Origin of the sequence: Mastigocladopsis repens PCC 10914 (assembly GCF_000315565.1) — a bacterium.
GTDB lineage: Bacteria > Cyanobacteriota > Cyanobacteriia > Cyanobacteriales > Nostocaceae > Mastigocladopsis > Mastigocladopsis repens.
Genome location: NZ_JH992901.1, coordinates 1,120,353 through 1,140,365, shown reverse-complemented (window position 1 = coordinate 1,140,365; position 20,013 = coordinate 1,120,353). Strand labels below are relative to the sequence as shown.

The following is a 20,013-nucleotide window of genomic DNA, read 5'->3' as shown; positions in this document are numbered from 1 at the left end:
TATCCACTATCTACTATCTACTAACAACTCCTCTCTAAAATGACAAAAACTGAAGTAACAGAGAGCCAATACTTCCTACAAAATCAACTAAATTGGGCTTGGCAGGTTTTACCTTGGCATCAGGCGGTGGTGCTTGCAGTTCTTGTATAAAAGCTTGTGCTGTTTGTATTCCAGTACTATTGTTTTGGGATGTAAACAATTTTTCAGCGACTTGGGCATCTTGGAATGCACCTTGTCGGTCAAATATCTGATAACGGACAACGCCACGAGCTAAGTAAGCACCTGCATAATCAGATTTGATGGCAATAGCTTGATTAAAATAATCAATTGCTTGCTGTTGGTTGCCTTTTTGTGCTTCGGCAACACCCCAAGCATAAAATTCCTCATGTGTAGCAATTTGCGATGGTATGCCTATTGCTCCTTGCAAGTTAACGTTATTGAGACTCACACCATTTAACTGAGCGTTAACTAGATAGGTATTTCTAAAATCAGCACCCAGTAGAGTTGCCCCAATGAGATTAGCATTGCTTAGGTTAGCACCAAATAAACCAGCACCGCTTAAGTTTGCACCCCTCAAATCAGATCCGCTTAAGTTTGCGCGGCTGAGGTTAGCACCTGCGAGATTGGCTCCGCTTAAATTAGCCCCCGATAAGTCCGCTATCACCAAACCAGCACCAGTTAGATCACAGTTTTGACATTGTTTGCTTGCCAGTAACTGTCTAACGTGTTCAGGATTTGCTGCTTGAGCTGTCTGGTTCAGGCTGATAAAAGTTAAAAATGCGGCTGTGGCTAGAATTTGGCTTTTCATAATTAATGTAGCAATATCTTGCCCTAAAGGCTGAACCTTTGAGTAGACAAGAAGATGAGTTTATATTTTTTTATTTTTTGAGCAGTATGCCTATCGATATAGGGCATAGTCAGTTATGCTGTTGAGTTAATGTGAAGGTAGGCAAAATTTGCCTAGTTTTCTCTCTAGCTGTTTGGGCTGAAGAAGACCCATTCAGTTCTAAGAATAAGCTCAGGGCAAATGTTAGACTAGCAGCTAGTAATAGTTTTTCCAGCATGGTCATTCCCCCACAACCGCCATAATGGTAAATCAGTATCTATAACCTAAGTATAAATATGATTCTCCCAAGCTAAGAGATAAGCGAATTTGGAGAAAGTGACTCAAATCTAGCCTTCTGGTGACGCTTATCACTGATATACTTTATGTATAAATTTCCTACCGAGAATTAACTCCCTGGGGCATAATTGCGCCACTGAGGTTTGCACCTTCGAGAATAGTACTTTTCAAAATAGCTCCCTCAAGGTTAGCATCATCAAGATTAGCACCCCTGAAATCGGCTCCACTTAGATTAGCATTGTCAAGCTTGGTATTGTCAAGATTCGCACCACTGAGATTAGCATTGCTTAAATTAACACCAGTTAATTTAGCATTTGCGAGATTTGCACCACTCAAGATAGCACCGCTCAAATCAACACCACTCAAATCAGTATTTGCAAGATTCGCACCGCCGAGATTCGCATGACGCAGCTTCAATGTCCGTAAGTCCTTGCCTTTCCAATTAACACCACCAAGGTTTTTCCCTAGTTCATTTTGCTGTTTTTGAATTGGTACTACTGGTGTGTCTGCTAGTAATGGAACTAGTGTATCTACAGGTGCTTGTGTCATGTCTGATCTGGTAACACTTGTGTCTGGTGCTGCAACTGGCGTTTCCCCACTTTTGAGTGCTATGTAGACTCCAACTCCAGCCAAAAGAGTTGCTCCAGTCAGTACAGCAGAGAGGGTGAAAAGTAAACCTTGGCGTTGCTGCTGATACATTTGTGCTGCCTCAGGGGTTGGGATTTGGGGTTTTGCCTTATTAATAACACTTGTTGTAAAAGTTAGTTCTGTGAAGTACCCTAAGTTCCGCACAGCGTACTTAGGGCTTCCTGACCTCACCCACTACTGCGGGTGATACCCAGTCTTGCAACTGGCTGTTCAGGAGTAAATTGACACGGATTCCAGGGGTATTTTTGATTCAGAAAAAAGCATCAAGTTAAGGGCAGCGTTGATATCTCTATCCCAGAATTTATTACATTCTGGGCATTCCCATTCACGAATAGCCAGGGTTAAATCTTCAAAGTTTGGCGAATGCCTCCATGCCCAAGCGAAAAAGTCGCAATCCTGACCACAGACAACGGCACAGTAGACCTAGCCAAAATAATGAAGAAATTGCACATCAGTTAGAAGCATTGTTAACTCCGGCCCCTTATGTGGTAGCTGATTTGTATCGAAGACGTTGGCGGATTGAGGAGGCTTTTAACATGGTTAAACGCTTGTTGGGTTTGTCTTACCTGTGGACTGGTTCTATTAATGGTGTGAAGTTACAGGTGTGGGCTACTTGGCTATTTTATGCAGTCTTGGTTGACTTGGGAGATGCCATTGCTGATGAATTATCTCTACCATTTGACAGGATTTCTTTGGAGATGGTTTATCGAGGTTTGTACCATTTCAACGTCGCTTACGACAAAGGTAAAGCAACTGATCGTGTTAAGTACTTCGCTGCCAAAGAAAATCAAGATTTAGGTGTGGTCAAAACTCTCCGGAAACCTGTGCCTAAGCTGGATTTATCGCCTTTTCCTGCACCTACTTGACAAAAGTGCAATTACCTTAACCTGTCATGGATGCCTACCATGTCTTGAAGTTCCTTTAAGGTGAATGTTCCGCCATACTGAGGCTTCACGTTGCTCCCCATCGCTTTTCCTACTCAAGCCGCCGTTTTACGAATCTCCTTTGCTGAGAAATTGCTTAACTGTCATGGGTTTGATGTGAGGATAGCGAGCATTTCCAATCCGATCGAGTTTGCCCTTACCCGATACCATCGCGTACATATACTGGTGGAAGACGTACTCGTTGAGTGAACTGGCTGACGCTTTTTTGGCAGTAATCCAAGCTTGCATCTCGGCTATACTGCCCAATGATTTTTCGGTTAATTTGCTGCCTGTCGCCTCTTCGTAAGTGGCTTTCAACTGCTTCGCAGTCAGAGTATCGCCTGCGACTTCCAGTGCGGTGTTTGCCAAGCCTGGGTCGCTCACCGCTTCCGCCACGTACTTGGCGGTATCATCAGTGGTCGTGAAATTGAGCGGCGTTTCACCATCGCCCCAATATTGAAATGTCTGATGTTCCAGGTCAAACAGCGGCATATAGGTGATGATATCCATAAATGCCCCGTTGAGCACTAAGGTATATTCCAAACCGCTGTGCTGAAGATACTCAAATACTTCCTTGCGCTTATCCAGGTTGTCGTTGTCGCCGTAGTCCAGCTTGCGATAGTCCGCAGAGTAATCGGAGGGAATGAACCGCTTTACGCCCTGCTGTTTGGCAGCATCAATCAAGTTTTTCTGCCCTGGAACCGTCACTTCATTGTTACCGATCGCCGATACAACAACATCGACTCCTGCACACAACGGCAGCAAAGTTTCAGGCTTCATCACGTCGCCTTCGACAATCGTTGCGCCCTTGGCTTTCATTGCGTCGATTTTTTTACGCTTTTCTGGATTGGTATCGTTAATTGATCGCACCATTGCTCGAACATCAAGGTTGCCTTTGTCGAGTAGAGCAGAAACAATCTTAGAACCCAGCATCCCAGTCGCACCAGCAACCAGAACCGTCAATTTTTCAGCCATGATTTTCCTTGTAAAGTTTACAGAATTTATCCTTTGCCGCTATCTATCAATAAGGCAGACTCATAACCTGAAAAGCAACGGTTTGTTAGAACGGCGTTTGCCGTCAGGCTTCCGCCGCAACTCTGATTAAATTTGTGTAGTGAACTGTGCCTGGCTGCCAGCTTAACCGGCAATAGCGTTCAACTCTTCAATCGCGTCATCAGGCAATTGCAGATTAGCGCCCGCTATATTCTCTCTTAGGTGCTCGACTGAGGATGTTCCAGGAATGAGCAAAATGTTAGGTGAGCGCTGTAGCAGCCACGCTAAAGCGACGGCCATCCGTGTCGTATGCAGACGCTCGGCAACTCTAGCGAGCGTATCAGATTGCAGCGGTGAAAAACCACCGAGTGGGAAGTATGGTACATACGCAATGCCTTGTTCGGCAAGGGAGTCAACCAGCGAATCATCTTGTCGGTTAGCGATATTGTAGAAATTCTGTACGCAGACAATCGGAGCAATTGATTGCGCCTCGGCGATTTGCTCGGCGTTGACAGTGCTTATCCCAAGGTGTTTAATAAGTCCCTCTTCCTGCATTTCGGCAAGCACACTGAACGGCTCGGCTATCGAACCTGGAGTCGGGGCATCCAAGCCGCCCACCCGCAGGTTGACGACATCGAGTGCCTCAACGCCGAGATTGGCGAGGTTATCATGAACGGCTTGGCGTAGCTGGTCGGGAGCCAGCGCTTTGGGCCAATTTCCCTCCGCGTCACGCAGCGCGCCGACCTTGGTGATGATCCGCAACTGCTCGGGATATGGATAGAGTGCCTCTTTGATAAGTTGATTGGTTATATGGGGACCATAGAAGTCGCTGGTATCGATATGAGTAATACCAAGCTCAACCACAGCCTTAAGGACTGCTATCGCACCGTCGTGGTCTGCTGGCGGCCCGAATACATGTGGACCAGCTAGCTGCATAGCACCATATCCCATACGGGTAAGCGTAAGGTCATCAGCGAGTTTGAATGTGCCTCCGGGCAGTGTAGTGGGTGTCATACGATTGTTGCTGGCATTAATGAAGTATTTGTAGTCATTGAACCTAATGTAGTCGGCTTATAAGCGACTGGAACCGTCAATTTTGTAGTCATGATTTTCTTCGTGAAGTTTGCACAATTCATCCTTTGCCGCTATCTATCAATGAGGCAGACTCATTACCTGAAGAGCAACTGCACAGAGCGCGATCGCAATGCCTGAGCCAAACTTAGATCATCCAGTGTCGGGTAATTTAGCTTGCGAAACCTTGTAAGAATTTGGTTTTAGCCGCAGGATACTTTTGAATAACTTGCTCAAGCGCTTGATTAGCTTGTTCTTGATTGGGAAAAGGCATCGAAGCGGGAGGCAAGGTGCGCGCCTCTGCGGGCACAGTCGTCGCCATAATCATGTACTCAAAACCTGCGGGGACATAAGTATTGAGTAATCGTGCCGTTTCAGAATCGATTTGAAAAGCGTGTTTTGTGCCCCGTGGAATTGACACAAACGATCCAGCAGTTGCTTTAATCGGCTGGTCTTCAACAAAGAAGGTGGCTTCGCCTTCCAGAATGTAGAAGGTTTCATCTGCCGCCTCATGAATGTGGGGCGGTGCTGCCGGACCCTGTGGCAATAGTTCTTCTATGCAGGAATACTGTCCATCCGTATCTTCAGCCGTTGCCAGCATAATCCAGAGAATGCCCATCCCCCAGTAAGCGTGACCTTCGGCACTATTGACTTGAAAAGATTGTGGCTTGCTTTGTGCGTTCATTTATGAATCCTTATACTTCAGGCGGTTATTACAAAGATCGCCGACTGGCTCTCCCGATCAAGTTCGACATACCACAGTGGGCTAGAAAAACCTGTTGAAGCAAGAATCTCCCTTCACAGGCGAAGCCTTGAAGGTGAGAGTGTCAATGTTTAAGGATGCCAATTTACTCTAGTCTTCATCGTTATTGCTTGCGATCTTGGTTTAGAACAAACTACCTACAGCCTAATGAATTTAAGCATCGAATTTTATCACGTTCTTGCTGTCTTGAATGTATTGCCTCGGAGTCACACATTCAAGCCGCTTGAAGTGTGAACCAAAGTGACTTTGACTCACAAATCCAGTTTCAAGAGCTACCTTCTGGATCGACCACTCTTTTCTTAGCAGCCGTTTCGCCCACAAAATTCGCACTTGGATTTGATAAGCGTGCGGCGGCATTCCAAAGGTTTTGCGAAACGATCGATTGAGATGAAACGAACTCAAGTTTGCAATCTGTGCTAATTGCTCTAACGAAACCTCTTGACTGTAATGCTCTTCTAAATATGCCCGGATGCGCTCGACGGGCTGACGTTCTTCCCCTAACTTTGCTTGGCAAGGCGGATTTTCTGCACAGCGCAAAATTAATTGTGCTAACAAATCCAGGATCAATGTTTGTTGTTCAAGCTGAGAAATGGATTGTTCTAAGGCTTGATGAACTTGAACAATTTGTGTATTAAGGTCGCGGTCATGGACTAAAGGCATCGGAAAAGATGGCAGCGCTGTTTTGCGTCCTGCCACTTCTGTTGCAACTTGTTGAAGTAAATCTATACCTACCCGTAGCCCTCGAAAAGTGCAGTCTCGATCGCTCGTAGAATCAGCATAATGTGCTTCTCCGGGTTGTGTCACCACCAAGGTATCTGATGGAACGCTATACATCGTGCCTCGGTAGTTAAACTGCCAGCCGTCACCCTGCCTAATGCCGAGTTCCAGTTCTTCGTGAAAATGGCGGGGCAATGAATAGCTTTTGCAAAAACCATGCACCAACTCGATCGAGTGCAGGTACTGCGATCGCCAGATTCTAGGGCGTGACGGATTTGCTTTCATTAAAGAAATTGAGCGTATTTTAGGTGTTGATACAAACTGGTATTTTGGTCACAAAAAAGGGAAATGCGGAAATTATGTTACATCTCCGTTGTCAATGGATAGCTGGATGTTGGCATAATTTCTGTAACTCTATTTTCACCTCTTTTATCGGGAAAGGCAGAGGGCAGGAGGCAGAAGGCAGCTATGCTGAAGGGAATTCTGGCTCCTGCCCCTCTGCTCGTGACCGTTCGCGCAGCGTGCCCCTTCGGGCATAGGGAACAAGGGTTTAAGACCCCCGCTGAATTTCATTCAGTGGCTACCGTTTAGGAGGGGTTTGAATCCCCTTCTAAACGGAACCTTCTGCCCTCTGCCCTCGCGGTGCGGCACGGCTGCGCCGAACGTACTTCTGCCTTCTTCAACGTTCTGAGCGACAAATATTTAAGTACATAGGGGTATTGACAAAATATACGTGACTTTAATCTGTCACGGATGGTTACGCATGGGGTCTTCCCGCCAGGATGATAAAAATAAACCACAGATGCACACAGATAATTTATCTGTGTGCATCTGTGGTTCCAAATACTAAATCTGGATTTTTGCAAGACGGCTATAAATTTTGGCGGTATAGGTTTGTTGGTGTTCAGCGTATGAAGAAACCCGGTTTCTCGAAGAAACCGGATTTGGTATCACCCAAGGAAATTTAACCCCGCAACAGCTACTGCTCCCCCCATTGCACTAGCTACAAGCGAAGTCAGTGCAGTACCAAAGAGCCACCATGCAGCACCTGCAACAGCTTTTTTAGCTTCAATACCTTGCTTTTTAGCTTGTTCCTGGACAGCAGAGAGGCGTTTTTGAACTTCTTGCTGGATGCGTTCTGCACGGTGCAGGACGCTATCCCGCGCTGCTTCAATTTGGTTGACGATGCGGTTAGCATCTTCTTCGGAAATATCCTCGCGCGAACTGAGGAGAGCAACAAGAGTACCACGGTCGAATTGACTGAGGCGCGATCTTAACGCCTCAAACCCTACTTGCGGATCGTCAAACAATTTGGCAAAGTCTTGCTGAATGCCTTCATAATTCAGTTCTGGACGATTCAGTGAGTTGAGATAAGTGCGAATTCTGGCAAAAATCCCATCAATAACTGATGTCACTCTTTGCTGAATCTGCTGGAATTGTTCAACAATCGAGCTGCGAACAGATTCAATTTGCTCCACAATTCGATTTGCTTCCTCTTGTGAGATATCCTGACGTTGAGAAAGTAGAGCCACAAGTGTAGAACGGTCGAATTTGGAGACGCGATCGCCTAAACTCCCAACACCTGCGCGTGGATCTGAGAGCAGCAATTGCAAATCACGCTTGATACTTTCTGGATTGAGTTCTTCTTTATTGGTGTTACGCAGGTAGTCTTCCAGATTGGCTTCAAAATCTAAAACCTGTTTTGTCGCACGGTTTGCCAAGCGTCTTGGCGCTCCTACTATACTACGAATTGCTTCTTGTACCTGGTCAATGACTCTGTTAACTTGCTCTTCGCTCAAATCTCCCCGCTGACTCAAAAGTTTGACCAAAGTTTCGCGATCCACACCCGACAGGCGATCGCGTAATGCTAAAGCACCCTCTTTGGGGTTATCCAACAATTTTGCCAAATCTTGTTGGATACCTTCTGGGTTGAGTTCTTCCAAATTGGTTTTGCGGAGATACTCAGCAATAGCGCTTAATGTTTGCTCGTATTGCTCTTTTGCTGTATCCGCTACTTTTCGCGGTGCTTGCAAGATGCTATTCCGCACTGCTTCCAACTGGTCGATAATTTGATTGACCTGCTCCTCGCTCAAATCTTGACGCTGAGTCAGTAGTTTTACTAATGTATCGCGGTCAAATTGTGATAAGCGATGCTCCCAAAGGGAGCCGCGCAAAGCGCGATCGCGCACAAGGCTCATTCCTGCTTGCGGGTCTTCCAGCAAAACTCTAAAATCGCGTTTGATGCCTTCAGGGTTGAGTTCTTCTTTATTAGTATTCCGCAGATAGTCTTCGACTCTTTGGCGCAGTTGATCAGCTTTTGTTCTTGCTTGTTCTTGCAGTTGTCGGGCTCGATTCAAAACATTGTCGCGGGTGCTTTCGAGTTTGCTAACAATATTATTAGCTTCCTCTTCGCTAATATCTTCACGCTGCTGAAGCAACTGTACAAAGGTATCACGGTCAAATTGCTTGAAGCGTTCTGTTAAATCTTCAAAACCACTTTCTGGGTCTTCCAGTAGTTTGGCGAAATCCCGCTCAATCTCTTCTGGGTTAAGTTCTTCTTTCCCAGTTGAGCGCAGATAATTTTCAATGCGACTGCGGAGGTCTTGTGTTTTTTCTCTTGCTTCCGCCTGCTGCACAGTTTCTAAAACTTCCGCGCGAACACTCTCAAGTTGAGAACCAATTTCCTTAACCCTTGCTTCACTGATATCGCCTCGTTGCGTCAGCAAATTAGCAAAATACTCTTGGTTGAGTTCCTCCAATTCCCGTCTGACAGTTGTAGGGTTTGCATTTGGGTCGTAGATGACGTCTTTGAATTCATCTTTCAACGTGATGCGGTTTAAATGCCAAGGGAAAGAATTCTTGATGTAATCTTCTACATCTGCCTTAATGGTATTGTGGGGTAGCGCTGGTGTTGCAGCTATTGATTCGGTTGCTTGTTCTCTAAGCTTTTGCAGCTGGTCTGTAATTTTCTCGATGTCTACATCCTGAACTTTGTTTTTCAGCTTTTGTAGCTGACCTGTCAACTTTTCAAAATCAATCTCCGACAAATTTACCCTGTTGAGAACTGCTGGAGCAACAGCACTCAAGCCATATGTAATTGCTTGCTTCATCACACCATTGCTTTGCTTACCATTACCTCCTCCGGCTGTCACCAATTCTTGCAGTCGTTCACCTAATTGCTCCGAATTCAGTTCTTCCGAAGTGGCAGACTTGAGCAAATTAATGACTTGCTCGGTTGGATTTTTCCAACCCAAGGATTGTTGCCAAGCGGCTTCAAGTTCGTCAGCAATGCGATTGATATCTTCTTTGGAAAAGTCTGTACGACTGCTGATGACATCAACAAATGTTTGGCGATTAATATTTTTCAGCACATCGCTATCGGCAATAGATTGCAAATCTGCATCTTTGAGGAGTTGATCAAATTGAGTGCGAATTTCTTTTAAATCGAACTTTGGTACTGGTAGAGAAGCCAAAGAACTTTGCAGCGTATTTCTAATACTGTCAGCGTCCAAACCTGAAGTAAGTTCCCGACGGACGGCGGCTGTAATTTCCTCAGCAGTAGAAACCATCTGTTTTTGTGCAGCACTCGCACCAAGAGCAGCAGTTGCTGTACCCATCAGTCCTTGAAAGCCCGAGGTTGCAGTACTGACGACAGTACCAATTAAGGAACCTACCGCAGATGAACCTAGCCACACGAGCAAAAAGAAGTAGGTAGACCAAATGACTACACCAATAATCGCTCCTAAAAGCGCACTTTCAATCAAGCTTAGTTTTACTGCTAGAAAACAAGCGATGAATAATGTAATGCTAGCGGTTACTAGCGCCCAAAAACCAACTGTAGTTTCAACTTTGCGAATTGTACCGCCTAAGCTTTCCGACTCATCACTATGATAGGAGTTAGTTCCCAAAGATGAAATTCCTACGGCTACAGAGAAATTTGTAAATAGTAATTGGAAGGCAAATGCCATTACGACGCCAGACAGTAATGCCACAAAAATTTTTGGACCAGAAAAAAGAACTGATGCTTCTTCTGGAGTGACAATTGCCTGAGCCAATATGACTGGCGCTAATTCAATTTGTAACCAGCACTCATTGAAAATATTTGAGAACATAAGCTTTCCCTCGCTCTAGCTCAAGTAAATAGACTGGTACAAACAAGGTTAACTAGTAATACTGGGTGTATGGGTATACGGATGTATGTGAATTATGAATTTTTTTTACACTTTTACGAAAGCAAAACATTCCACCCTTACACCTAGTCAAAACAGTTGCGTTTCTTTGTATCCAGTTATATATCAGCCTAACTAGCAGCTACTTTGACTCCCACTTTCTTAAGTGATATATACATTTGCCAAAAGTATGAAATAACAATATTAATTTTTATATATTTTTATGAGAAGTAACAGAAAAACATTTAATTTTCTTCCTCATCAAATATTGTCACCATCTTAGGCTGGCAACGTTGAATAACGACAATAGAACTCTTGCAAAAGTCAATTTTTTGAAAATAAACCACAGATGGACACAGATAATTTATCTGCGTTTATCTGCGTGCATCTGCGGTTCAAAAATTCATTAAATCGTATTTTTGCAAGAAGTCTAATAATTCCTTGCACTCCTTCAATAGAGCCAGGTTAATTCATAACTGTTTCTTTACGAATTTAGAATGGGTCAAAATAGTAAATACGGCGAGGTTTAGTCGTGATATTTTTTACGGTTTACACTTTTTAAAATAGGTTATATAGCTAATCATGAAAAAAGATTTTTGCTATTTATAAATTAATGTCTTTACGTTATTTTGTTAATTCTTAAAATATTATTTTTGAAATTAATAGGCATTTTGTTTTTGTTAAAAATAAATTTCTGATGTCAAGCGGAACAAAAAATATAAAATTTTTTTTGTGGTTTCACCTAAAAGTTACAAAGAGTAAACTTTTACTTTATCTAATACTAATGGTAGATACAATTTTTCCTCCAAGGGATTGATGTAAAGATTAATGAAAACCTCTAATTATATTATTAATGGCATCAATAAAAGATTAGTGAATAAGTGATTTTTACTATTGAGGGAAGAAACTATGGTTATAGGTGTACATAAGCGTGCTGTAGGTGTGTTTTCTCATCGTCGGGATGCAGAAGACGCACTGTATGAATTGAGAAATTCTGGCTTTCCAATAGATAGAGTATCTGTTATTAAGCGGGATGCAGACCGCAATGATGATATTGCAGGTGCTGAGGTACGGGAAAATGTTGGGAATAAATCTGATGAGGGTGCTACAGTCGGGGCTGTTTCTGGCGGTGTTTTGGGCGGATTAACAGGCTTGTTAGTCGGTCTTGGCACTTTAGCCATTCCAGGAATTGGTCCGATTATGCTGGCTGGAGCAACAGCAACTGCTCTGGCTACAACTCTTGCTGGAGCTGGTATTGGTGCTGCGGCTGGTAGTTTGCTTGGTGCATTGATTGGTTTGGGAATACCTGAAGAACGAGCCAGAGTTTACAACGAACGAGTAGAGCGTGGAGACTACTTAGTTATCATAGATGGTACGGACGCAGAAATTGCCACAGCAGAAGAGATTTTAAGACGGCGAGGAATTGAAGAGTTTGGCGTCTTTAACCGACCTAATGTCACAACTGGGACAGCCGAGTACGTCCCTGCGACGGCTGCAACGACTGGCGTCCCCAATACAGGTTTTGGTAAAACCAAACACGCTGTTGGTTATTTCTCTCATCTACGGGATGCAGAAGCTGCAATTCACGATTTACGAGATGCAGGCTTTCCCTTGAGTCAAATTTCCTTATTTCACAGGGAGCCTGTTCGACGGGAACCTTTTGCAGGAGTTACTGTAAGCGATCGCTTTGACGCCATGAGATTGGGATTCCCAGATGCTCGTGCTCGCTTCTACAACGACCGAATTCATCAAGGGGACTACGTAGTCATTGTGAGCGGTACAGACGATGATATCCATCGCGCCGCTACTATTCTCAATAGACACGGAATCCAGCAATGGGAGATTTACGACCCAACTGTCATTAGTTCTACACAACCTGTTGGTAACACAGCGCCCTTGCAAAGAAACAAACGGGCAATAGGGGTATTTTCTCACCGTCGAGATGCAGAAGCCGCACTTGCGGAACTGCGAGATGCTGGTTTTCCCATGAACCAAGTGTCGCTCATTGCTAAAGATACAAACGGCAATAACAACATTGCTGGCGTGAATAGAAACCTGGGTGAAGGTAACAAAGCTGACGAAGGCGCAAAAGCTGGAGCCGTGACAGGTGGCGCATTGGGTGGTTTAGGCGGCTTGTTAGTTGGTCTAGGCGCATTAGCCATTCCTGGAGTCGGTCCTGTGATTGCGGGTGGTGCAGCAGCAACTGCTTTAACTACAGCCCTTGCTGGCGGTGCTATTGGTGCGGCTGCTGGTGGTTTAACAGGCGGATTGGTTGGCTTGGGAATTCCAGAAAACCGGGCGCGAGTTTATAGCGATCGCATCAACAAAGGCGACCACTTGGTAATTGTTGATGGTACAGAGGATGAAATCCGCCGTGCTGAACCGATTTTGAAACGTCGAGGAATTGAAGAGTTTGATATCTTTGACGCCGCCGACACAAATGGTGTTCATCACCAAAGTTATGACCGAGATATTCGTCACGAAACACCAGTTGTGCATACCGCTTCTACTAATTACTCGACAGGGTATGACGAAGACGATCCTGCTGTCATCATTATTGACCGCCGCGATGAAACTGTTTAATAGTTAGTGGTTAGTTGTTAGTTGTTGATGGTGTATACAAATAACAATTAACAACTAACTACTCACAAAAAAACTAACTCTTAATGAATGAATAAGGACAAATAAAAAATGAAAAAGCTAACTCCTTTCTTAATGACTTGCGTTTTACTTTTTAGTGCTGCTGCCTGTCAAAATCCTCCGGCTAGAACCAGTGCAGATGCGCCTACCACGACACAAGAAGTGACCGCACCACCAGAGCCACAAGCCACAGAAGCTGCTAAAGAAGATGCTCAAAGTCAGCTCCGCAGAGACCAACTTAATGCGGACATTCGCGCTCGCGAACAGCGTAATAATGCATTTAATGATGGTAAGGCTACTGGCAGAAGCGAAAGCAACCTAGAAAGTGAAGTTCGCTCCAAGTTAGAGGCTAACATCCCCAATGGTCATTTAACAGTTGCAGCTTCAGAGGATGGTACGGTAACAGTATCGGGAACTGTAACTAATAAGGATCAACTTGCTAAGATTGACCGTTTGCCTAAAGAAATCAAAGGGGTTACAAAAGTGATTAATAAAGCAACAGTCGCCCAGGCAAAAAGCTAAATTAGTTAATAACTAAGTTAAATCGTAAAACTGTTGTTATTGCAAAAAAAACGGAAAAACTATGGAAGCCAACCTACAAGAAACGGAAGCCGTCGATACGACGTTAGCCACGCCTATAGGAGCACTTGAAGGTTCAGCACTTGGAACTCAGCCACTCCTCCCGCCTGCTACTAAACCTAATACAAAGTGGCAGCAAATTGGTACGCAAATATCGGATTTTTTATCCAATTTGCCTGATAACACAGTTAGATTTTTCATTGAATATAATCAGCCGATTATCACTGTTGCTTTAATTGTTGCAGCAATTGTTACACTTAAGGTAGTTTTTGCAGTCTTGGATTCAATAAATGATATTCCGCTGATATATCCAACTTTCGAGTTGATTGGAATTGGTTACACAACTTGGTTCGTTTTTCGTTATCTCATACAAGCTTCAACTCGCCAAGAATTAGCTGCACAAATTCAGTCTATTAAAAACGAAATTTCTGGCAGTTCAACCTAGAGTCAAGTTGATAACTCCCCAAAGTGAAAGAGTGAATCAAAAAGCATTTTCTTTTGTCATGGATGCTTAGTTAAGTGCTAACGGTCAAGTAGAAATCAACTTTTCTACTTGACTATTGTAATAATTTTGTGTTGTTTTCAACTAATATCAAGCAACCTTAGGACTAAGATTACTATAACAATCTCTTATGAATATATCTTAGGATAGAGAAAATACTTTATCTGTTAAGTTAAATCACTTCTAAAGATAGTTTATTCCTTATAAAGAAAAGCTTAATTTTATTATTAAGGTCATTTGACAGATTTTTTAAGAAGGACATAATTTATGACTAATGAACCATTTAATAAAGCAGTAGATTCATCTGACCGTGTTGCAGAAGATAATTACGATAGAGGAATTACACCTGCCGAAACTGCTGCTCGTCGCGAAAGAGAAGGAGAACTGTTCAAAACAGTGCCCACAGAAGAGAAAGAGGCAAGCGCACCAACTGATGACCAAACCCATGTAGGCGACAGTATACGCACCACAGATGGATACACAGTTGACAAAGAAGGTTTGTTAAACAACTACGCAGTTGAACCGGAAATGTACTATGAAACCCCGGGCGATGCGCGACAACAAGCAGCAGAGGACACCGCACACCGTGTTGAAGAACTCACAGATGTGAATGAGGATAAAGAAGGTCAATTGACTATGGACGATGACAAGCGGGGTAGAGGACCAGGAATTGTCTAATTTTGCTGCTTCAATTCTCTGATATTCATAAAGGCACCGTAGCGATGATCAGGGCACTATCCTAATCATCGCTTTCCCTTCTTTAATCAAATCGTAAACGGCTGAACTTCGTAATTATGCCACTGTCGCTGATACCACTCGGCAACTAAAGGGCGAATGATGAACTTGGGAGGAGAACCGCCTTTAACCTCAATACGCAAACAAGAGTAAGGTCTTCGCTTTTGTGAGCCTTGACCGTTGCGACCAATAAAAAGGTGCGAACGCGCCACTAACTTCTGGTCTTCCATCAAATCTGCTCCCTCGGTCCGCTGTCGTCGCAGGCTGTAGCCACTCCCACCGCAGACAATCCAATGAATATGAGAGTCAGCGCCTCCTGTGTTGAATGTCTCAATATGTTCCAAGCAGTGAGCGTGACCATTTAAGACCAAATCAACCAGAGGGCGATCGCCTGTCTTGGAACCTATAACCTCAGCGACTGCATTGAGGACATCACGCAAACGGTTACGAACTGCTAAAGTTTGGGCTTGTTGCCATTTCGTCGCCTCAGTCACGTAGGGAGGATGGTGGAAATAAATCACCCGTCCGCGAACATCTGCGGTATTCCAGGATTCAATCAGTCTTTGCTTGAGCCATTGAAGCTGGTCGATATCAGTCACTGTTTTTTCGTCAGTGGCTAATTGCTTATCTATATCAACAATAATTTCCTCAATTTGTGATACCCGTTGCTGCATATCATCGAGTTGTTCTGCTTCGGCGGGGTTATCTGGATTGAGTTTTGCTGATTGCTCCATATATTGCATTTTCTGCTGCTCTAGTTCATCGCGGCGTACCTCCAATTCCTTGCGATTAGCTTCTCCTTCCTGTGTTGCAGGTAGGGGAGGCGGAGCGTTAAATGTATTGGAATCCAGAGCGAAGAAGTCTATGCCACCGTAGCGGAAGGTATAGTAACGATTGGGAAGGCGGGTGAAACGCCCCGGCTCGTAGCGCAAACAGCGACCAGTATCTGTTTTTGCGGTGTAATGTTCGTCTAGGTGACGAGCTAAATCCCCTGGAAGCATAAACGCCTTCAGGTAATCCAGAAATGCTTTTGCATAAGCGTCACCTTGCCATGAACCCTGAGCGCCAACATCTAAGTCTAGCCTCGACCGGACTAGGCGACGCAGCGGCATTGTTGCAAAGGATACCAAGCCAAACAAAAGCGGCAGATCGTAGTAATCGTGATTTCCTGGTACAGGTAGGATTGGTCGAGTGAAAACCATCCTGTCATAGGCAATGCGCTTGGGATGCTCTCCTCCTACAAGAAACTCTCGGTAAGGTTTGATGAAGTTTTCTTGATAGTACTCCTTTGACCCCACCAGATAGATCACATCGCCCGTATGCAACATGAAACGGCATTCTTGGCAATGGGGTTGCATCAGTTCGGCAACTTGTCGCTGAGGATTGTGACCCCGGTGTCCTCCGGAACCACTGTCACCCACAACCAGAAATGAGAACTCTGGATCGTCAGAGCTTCCATCGTCCAGAACCAACTGAGTTTGGTCAATCCCCCGTTCAACAATTACGGGGTCTTGCCACCGCACCCGCTGGTTCATCTTGCGAATTTTGTCGGCGATCGCCGGATCGGATACGAGTTTCAACGCAACTTTCTCCTAAACGTACATCTGACATTAATCAGGAGAGTTTTCTGCGCTTTGTTTCTCTTCAATCGTCAAATTTGGCAGTCCCTCCAGTTTTTCTGCTGGTTCCTCTTCTTCTATAGAAGGGACAAAGACTTTCAAACCCGCTGGAATGCAGCGAATCTCCACAGGAGTTGTCCCTAAAATTTCTCCGTCAACAACAATTTTTTGCACAGGATCAGTTGTGATTTTAAATTGTTTTGCTCGCAGATAACCAATGTCATTTCTCTCTGCGGCATTCCCAGCAGAAGCAGTTTGAAACAGATGAAACGCTGCGGCGATCGCTCCTGCCCTGGTCACTGAAGCTACTATTGTTAAATCTAGTAACCCATCATCGACAATGATTCCCCCTGGTCCCTGAGCTAAGACTGAAGAGGGAGGTGCTGCATTTGCTACTGTGACTGCAACTGCGGAAGTTTTAATGATTTTTTCCTCTGTTTCAATTTCTACATCGAAGCTCTGTAAATTCCGCAGTTCTTGCAGTCCTGCAAGAATATACGCGAGAAAGCCGAACCGATTTTTTGCTTCCCGATCTGCTCTTTCTACGGTATCGGCTTCAAAGCCGATACCTGTCAGCAGTACCATTGGATGACCGTTACAATCTGCTGCATCTACAGTCCGAGTGACTCCCTGCAAAATGACTTTACAGGCTGCATCGATAGTGTCAGGGATTCCTAAAGCTGTGGCAAAAGCGTTTGCCGTTCCCCGTGAAATAATGCCAAACGGAATGTCGCTACCCACCACAGCTGCCGCAGCTGCGGAGAGAGTCCCATCTCCCCCCGACGCAATAATGGTATCTACACCCCGCCTAACCGCTTCATATGCCAATTCTTCAGCGCTGATTTCTTCAGTTGTCAGTTGAATATCCAGGTCGATTTCTGGCTCTAGGATTGCCCGAATCATCGCCAAATCTTGTTCTGAGTCACCTTGACCCGCAACTGGATTAAAGATAAGGCAGGCGGAACGATTCATAGGGTGAAATTTATGGTCTGTCAATAAATTGTTACTCTCTATTATTGTATTTTGCTTGAGCCTATCCCACCTTCCGCCTTGTGACAGGTTTGCCGACTCTTCAAAAGACTGGTTTTTTAGCTACGTCGAATCAGGATAGATAGTAGATAGTGGTTAGTTGAAAATAATTATTAACTACCCACTATCCACTACTTCCAGTGTTGTTCACCAAGCTAGCAACCACAGTTGCCAATTTATCTGGTTCCACAGGCTTAGACAAGTGCATTTGAAATCCTGCCGAGAGCGATCGCATCCGGTCTTCTGCCCTAGCATAAGCTGTTAATGCCACTGCTGGAATCTCTCCTCCTTGCTCTTTGGGGAGCGTCCGTACCTTGCGAATTAAGCTGTAGCCATCTTCCCCCGGCATACCAATATCGCTGACTAGCACATCCAATCTCTGTTGCGAGATGACTTGAATTGCCTCAACGACCGATGAAACTGCAATAACTTCACCTCCACACATCTCTATTGCAGCCACGAGGAAATCTCGCGTATCAGCTTCATCATCCACCACCAGTATTCGCACTCCATCAAGTATGGGCACAGCAGTATTTTCTCCCCTGCTCACGCCAGTCGCCTCAACGGGGGAAACACCCGCACAGCGGTGGCTCCCCGGCTTCCCTGCTTTCCTGCTTTCTTTAACAAGTGGCAGCCTCACTGTCAGGGTTGCTCCCTTCCCCTCACCAATACTTTCTGCATGAACGGTGCCACCGTGCAACTCTACCAAGTGACGCACGATTGCCAGCCCCAGTCCTAATCCAGAATAGATGCGTGTCGTTGAACTATCAGCCTGCCGAAAGCGTTCAAACAAATAAGGTAAAAACTCAGGATCTATGCCCCGTCCTGTATCGGCAACCGTAATTTCAACATGGGAGTTAACACGTTCTAGCCGGACTTGAACTCGTCCTCCTTTAGGGGTAAACTTAATCGCATTAGATAATAAGTTCCAGACAACTTGCTGCAAACGGTCAGAGTCGCCTGCAACTGCACCTGCTGTTGAGTCAAGTAGTGATTGGATTTGAATTTCCTTGGCATCAGCAGCTGGACGCACCGTTTCCAACGCTGCTGAAATCACCGGCACCAGTTGAATGGGACGAACATTCAAGCGCAGCTTACCCTGAATAATGCGGGAGACATCCAGCAAATCTTCAACCAGTTGTGCTTGTGACTTGGCGTTGCGCTCAATCGTTTCCATTGCGCGTGCAGTTGTAACTTCGTCAAACTTACGAGTATTGAGTAAGTGAATCCACCCCAGCATCGCATTCAGGGGAGAGCGGAGTTCGTGGGAAAGAGTCGCCAAAAATTCATCCTTCATGCGATTGGCTGCTTCTGCTGCACTTCGTGCCTGTTGCTCACGCTCAAGTAACTGGGTGCGTTCATCTTCGGCTCGCTTTTGCTCAGTGAGATCACGCATAATTTTGCAGAAGCCTCGTAGCTGTCCAGCTTCATCTATTAAGCGTGTAACGATGCCACTTCCCCAGAAACGGCTGCCATCTTTGCGTACATGCCAGCGTTCATTCTCAGCCCGCCCTTCTCTGACTGCTTTTTCCAGTTCTTTCTTTTCTTCCCCCTGCTGCAAGTCTTCCGGTATAAAGATAATGCCGGTAGGTTGTCCGAGAATCTCTGCCTCCTGATAGCCCAAAATATACTCCGCTCCCAAACTCCAACCGTTCATCCGCCCTTGTGAGTCTAAGAAGAAAATTGCGTAGTCTTTGACGTTTTCCAACAGTAAGCGGAACCGTTCTTCGCTTGAACGCAACGCTATTTCTGCCTGCCTTTGAGCCGTGATATCAGCCAGGTTGTAAACAGCACCAGTAAAGCCTCCAAATTCATCCAGTACCGGATCTACTGTGACAGAAAACCACCGTCCCCCAGTGTGAATGACCAAGCTTTGACGATGTCGAGTTTCCTGAACACGAAGGAAGGGAGTGACATTGCAGCCGAGTGCCTTTTGCATCAGATCCTGATGCAGCCTACCGATGATTTCGCTAGACGGTTTGTTCAAAAGCTTTGTCATGGAACTGTTACAACGCAGGAATTTACCTTCCTTGTCTAGTAACCCAACCCCATCACTAATCGAATCGAAAGTTGTTTGCCACTCCCGTGCTAGAAGTGTGGCTGAGTCCTCAGCCCGCCGCATCCTCAATAACGCTTTCACCGTTGCAATTAACTCAATTGGCTCGACGGGTTGCGCTAGGTAAGCATCTGCACCGCTGTCTAATCCTTGAGCTTTGTCCCGACTTTCTGTAAAATGGGCAGACAGATGAAGCACGGGAAGATTGGCAGTCGCTGGGTTGGATTTAATCCGATGACAAACTTCAAAGCCGTTCATATCAGGAAGCTGGACATCCAGAATCACCAATTCAGGTTGAGCTTGAGCGATTGCCCTTAACCCCGCCTCGCCTGTCGCCGCTTCTACAACCGCAAAGCCAGCATTTCGCAATACACGAGCGACAACATAACGGTTGGTTTGGTTGTCGTCAACATGCAAGATTGTGACTAACGGTTCTGACATAGTTT

The 20,013-nt window shown here is 45.1% G+C and carries 15 protein-coding genes and 2 pseudogenes; 5 read left to right on the top strand and 12 right to left on the bottom strand.

The genetic code is table 11. The features are described from left to right. Nucleotides 1-34: 34 nt before the first annotated feature. The 4 genes and pseudogenes from MAS10914_RS0107330 to MAS10914_RS32665 all read right to left on the bottom strand — a co-directional run. Nucleotides 35-808, bottom strand: a complete 774-nt coding sequence (locus MAS10914_RS0107330; protein ID WP_017315265.1) for a pentapeptide repeat-containing protein — start codon at nucleotides 806-808, stop codon at nucleotides 35-37. Between the two features lie 109 nt (nucleotides 809-917). Continuing rightward, nucleotides 918-1,064 (bottom strand): hypothetical protein, encoded by a 147-nt coding sequence (locus MAS10914_RS34890; RefSeq protein ID WP_017315264.1) that lies wholly within the window; start codon nucleotides 1,062-1,064, stop codon nucleotides 918-920. 158 nt (nucleotides 1,065-1,222) lie between these two features. Next, nucleotides 1,223-1,822 carry a pentapeptide repeat-containing protein gene (locus MAS10914_RS0107320; protein ID WP_156818274.1) on the bottom strand — a complete coding sequence of 200 codons (600 nt, stop codon included), beginning with the start codon at nucleotides 1,820-1,822 and terminating at the stop codon, nucleotides 1,223-1,225. 159 nt (nucleotides 1,823-1,981) lie between these two features. After that, nucleotides 1,982-2,140 (bottom strand): annotated as a pseudogene (locus MAS10914_RS32665) (zinc ribbon domain-containing protein); the annotation flags it as partial. 2 nt (nucleotides 2,141-2,142) lie between these two features. On the opposite strand from MAS10914_RS32665, the pseudogene MAS10914_RS0107315 reads away from it, so the two are divergent. Continuing rightward, nucleotides 2,143-2,625: pseudogene (locus tag MAS10914_RS0107315) on the top strand (transposase); the annotation flags it as partial. Between the two features lie 138 nt (nucleotides 2,626-2,763). On the opposite strand, the gene MAS10914_RS0107310 reads toward MAS10914_RS0107315, so the two are convergent. The 5 genes from MAS10914_RS0107310 to MAS10914_RS0107290 form a co-directional block, all read right to left on the bottom strand. Then, nucleotides 2,764-3,657 carry an aromatic alcohol reductase gene (locus MAS10914_RS0107310; RefSeq protein WP_198014966.1) on the bottom strand — a complete coding sequence of 298 codons (894 nt, stop codon included), beginning with the start codon at nucleotides 3,655-3,657 and terminating at the stop codon, nucleotides 2,764-2,766. Between the two features lie 174 nt (nucleotides 3,658-3,831). Then, nucleotides 3,832-4,701 (bottom strand): aldo/keto reductase family oxidoreductase, encoded by an 870-nt coding sequence (locus MAS10914_RS0107305; RefSeq protein WP_017315260.1) that lies wholly within the window; start codon nucleotides 4,699-4,701, stop codon nucleotides 3,832-3,834. Nucleotides 4,702-4,930: 229 nt separating this feature from the next. After that, nucleotides 4,931-5,443, bottom strand: a complete 513-nt coding sequence (locus MAS10914_RS29765; protein WP_017315259.1) for a quercetin 2,3-dioxygenase — start codon at nucleotides 5,441-5,443, stop codon at nucleotides 4,931-4,933. Nucleotides 5,444-5,674: 231 nt separating this feature from the next. After that, complete coding sequence (locus MAS10914_RS0107295) at nucleotides 5,675-6,523, bottom strand: AraC family transcriptional regulator (RefSeq protein WP_026082394.1); 849 nt, start codon at nucleotides 6,521-6,523, stop codon at nucleotides 5,675-5,677. Between the two features lie 665 nt (nucleotides 6,524-7,188). Next, nucleotides 7,189-10,350 carry an ABC transporter permease gene (locus MAS10914_RS0107290; RefSeq protein ID WP_017315257.1) on the bottom strand — a complete coding sequence of 1,054 codons (3,162 nt, stop codon included), beginning with the start codon at nucleotides 10,348-10,350 and terminating at the stop codon, nucleotides 7,189-7,191. A 966-nt stretch (nucleotides 10,351-11,316) separates the two neighbouring features. Between MAS10914_RS0107290 and MAS10914_RS0107285 the strand changes: the two genes are divergently transcribed. The 4 genes from MAS10914_RS0107285 (at nucleotide 11,317) to MAS10914_RS0107270 (ending at nucleotide 14,806) form a co-directional block, all read left to right on the top strand. Continuing rightward, nucleotides 11,317-12,990, top strand: coding sequence for a general stress protein (locus MAS10914_RS0107285; protein WP_017315256.1), 1,674 nt, complete (start codon nucleotides 11,317-11,319; stop codon nucleotides 12,988-12,990). Nucleotides 12,991-13,098: 108 nt separating this feature from the next. Further along, on the top strand, nucleotides 13,099-13,569 hold the full coding sequence (locus tag MAS10914_RS0107280) for a BON domain-containing protein (protein WP_017315255.1): 471 nt from the start codon (nucleotides 13,099-13,101) through the stop codon (nucleotides 13,567-13,569). Between the two features lie 61 nt (nucleotides 13,570-13,630). Next, entirely contained in the window at nucleotides 13,631-14,071 is a 441-nt protein-coding gene (locus tag MAS10914_RS0107275) for a CAAD domain-containing protein (protein ID WP_017315254.1), read from the top strand. A 324-nt stretch (nucleotides 14,072-14,395) separates the two neighbouring features. Beyond that, nucleotides 14,396-14,806 carry a hypothetical protein gene (locus tag MAS10914_RS0107270; protein ID WP_017315253.1) on the top strand — a complete coding sequence of 137 codons (411 nt, stop codon included), beginning with the start codon at nucleotides 14,396-14,398 and terminating at the stop codon, nucleotides 14,804-14,806. Between the two features lie 86 nt (nucleotides 14,807-14,892). On the opposite strand, the gene MAS10914_RS0107265 is transcribed toward MAS10914_RS0107270, so the two are convergent. The 3 genes from MAS10914_RS0107265 to MAS10914_RS0107255 form a co-directional block, all read right to left on the bottom strand. Further along, nucleotides 14,893-16,443 carry a metallophosphoesterase family protein gene (locus MAS10914_RS0107265; RefSeq protein WP_026082392.1) on the bottom strand — a complete coding sequence of 517 codons (1,551 nt, stop codon included), beginning with the start codon at nucleotides 16,441-16,443 and terminating at the stop codon, nucleotides 14,893-14,895. A gap of 30 nt (nucleotides 16,444-16,473) precedes the next feature. After that, on the bottom strand, nucleotides 16,474-17,454 hold the full coding sequence (locus MAS10914_RS0107260; RefSeq protein ID WP_017315251.1) for a YegS/Rv2252/BmrU family lipid kinase: 981 nt from the start codon (nucleotides 17,452-17,454) through the stop codon (nucleotides 16,474-16,476). Nucleotides 17,455-17,635: 181 nt separating this feature from the next. After that, nucleotides 17,636-20,008, bottom strand: coding sequence for a response regulator (locus tag MAS10914_RS0107255; protein WP_017315250.1), 2,373 nt, complete (start codon nucleotides 20,006-20,008; stop codon nucleotides 17,636-17,638). Nucleotides 20,009-20,013: the final 5 nt, after the last annotated feature.

What these genes read in the sequence shown, in the direction of transcription:
- MAS10914_RS0107285 (WP_017315256.1), top strand. Translation starts at nt 11,317, where the DNA reads ATGGTTATAGGTGTACATAAGCGTGCTGTAGGTGTGTTTTCTCATCGT.
- MAS10914_RS0107320 (WP_156818274.1), bottom strand. Translation starts at nt 1,822, where the DNA reads ATGTATCAGCAGCAACGCCAAGGTTTACTTTTCACCCTCTCTGCTGTA.
- MAS10914_RS0107330 (WP_017315265.1), bottom strand. Translation starts at nt 808, where the DNA reads ATGAAAAGCCAAATTCTAGCCACAGCCGCATTTTTAACTTTTATCAGC.
- MAS10914_RS0107270 (WP_017315253.1), top strand. Translation starts at nt 14,396, where the DNA reads ATGACTAATGAACCATTTAATAAAGCAGTAGATTCATCTGACCGTGTT.
- MAS10914_RS0107260 (WP_017315251.1), bottom strand. Translation starts at nt 17,454, where the DNA reads ATGAATCGTTCCGCCTGCCTTATCTTTAATCCAGTTGCGGGTCAAGGT.
- MAS10914_RS29765 (WP_017315259.1), bottom strand. Translation starts at nt 5,443, where the DNA reads ATGAACGCACAAAGCAAGCCACAATCTTTTCAAGTCAATAGTGCCGAA.
- MAS10914_RS0107305 (WP_017315260.1), bottom strand. Translation starts at nt 4,701, where the DNA reads ATGACACCCACTACACTGCCCGGAGGCACATTCAAACTCGCTGATGAC.
- MAS10914_RS0107280 (WP_017315255.1), top strand. Translation starts at nt 13,099, where the DNA reads ATGAAAAAGCTAACTCCTTTCTTAATGACTTGCGTTTTACTTTTTAGT.
- MAS10914_RS34890 (WP_017315264.1), bottom strand. Translation starts at nt 1,064, where the DNA reads ATGCTGGAAAAACTATTACTAGCTGCTAGTCTAACATTTGCCCTGAGC.
- MAS10914_RS0107295 (WP_026082394.1), bottom strand. Translation starts at nt 6,523, where the DNA reads ATGAAAGCAAATCCGTCACGCCCTAGAATCTGGCGATCGCAGTACCTG.
- MAS10914_RS0107290 (WP_017315257.1), bottom strand. Translation starts at nt 10,350, where the DNA reads ATGTTCTCAAATATTTTCAATGAGTGCTGGTTACAAATTGAATTAGCG.
- MAS10914_RS0107255 (WP_017315250.1), bottom strand. Translation starts at nt 20,008, where the DNA reads ATGTCAGAACCGTTAGTCACAATCTTGCATGTTGACGACAACCAAACC.
- MAS10914_RS0107275 (WP_017315254.1), top strand. Translation starts at nt 13,631, where the DNA reads ATGGAAGCCAACCTACAAGAAACGGAAGCCGTCGATACGACGTTAGCC.